At 49.3% G+C, this 1,017-nt stretch carries 1 protein-coding gene; it reads left to right on the forward strand.

Annotation, left to right across the window (positions count from 1 at the left end):
- Positions 1-10 precede the first annotated feature (10 nt).
- On the forward strand, positions 11-1,017 hold a 1,007-nt coding region (locus R7P67_RS26640; RefSeq protein ID WP_318086561.1), incomplete at its 3' end, for a VWA domain-containing protein.

Genomic DNA, 1,017 nt, shown 5'->3' on the forward strand with positions numbered 1-1,017 from the left:
AGGAGAAAACATGGCTGAGTTTACTTTCCTTAACCCATATTGGTTACTGGGACTGATAGCAATCCCCTTCGTACTCCTGATTAATCAAAAATTTAGAGCGAAAAAATCCGCGCTGATTGCCCCGCACCTCGCCAAAATGCTTGGGCAGACCACCCAGTCCAAACCCTATTTTACGATTTGGGGCTTGGCTTGGGCGATTGCCTGCGTAGCGCTCGCTGGGCCGAGCTGGCAATCAAATACACGTCCAAGCTTCGAGCTAAGCCAAAATCGCATGCTAGTGCTAGATATGTCTCGCTCGATGTACGCCAGCGACATCAAACCCAATCGCCTTACTCAAACACGTTACAAAGCGTTGGACTTGTTGCCAAAGTGGAAAGAGGGGGCGACTGGATTGATCGCCTATGCAGGCGATGCTTACAGCTTGAGTCCGCTAACGACGGATGCTAGTACGCTAGCAGGTATCATCGAGAACTTGTCGCCAGAGCTGATGCCATTCCAAGGCTCGAACCTCCCTGCTGCGATCGAATTGGCGTTAAGTCAATTTTCACAAGCAGGTGCAAACCAAGGAGACATTGTGGTTCTTGCCGATGATCTTGATGATTCAGAATTGGCACGCTCTCTGAATTTAGTTAAAGGTAAAAACATACGAGTCTCGGTTCTTGCAATCGGCACGGCAAACGGCGCACCGATTGCCCTACCCGACGGCTCGCTTCTTAAGACCACGCAAGGCTCGACCGTTGTTGCCAAAACACACCTGAAAAACCTACAAACGCTAGCCAACAAGACGGGCGGTATGTTTGTTCCTATTCAGCACAACAACCGAGACGTGGATAGCATCGCAACGTACACGAATAATACTGGGAACAACTTGGCAGCAAAACAGAACCAAGAAGTCAAAACCGATTCACGTTTGAATGGTGGATTTTGGCTATTGCCTCTACTGCTACTGCCTACCGTTTTCCTGTTCCGCCGTGGTGTAATTTGGGTATTTTTCGCTGCGCTGCTTCCAATGACTTG

The organism is Vibrio sp. Vb0937 (genome assembly GCF_033338855.1).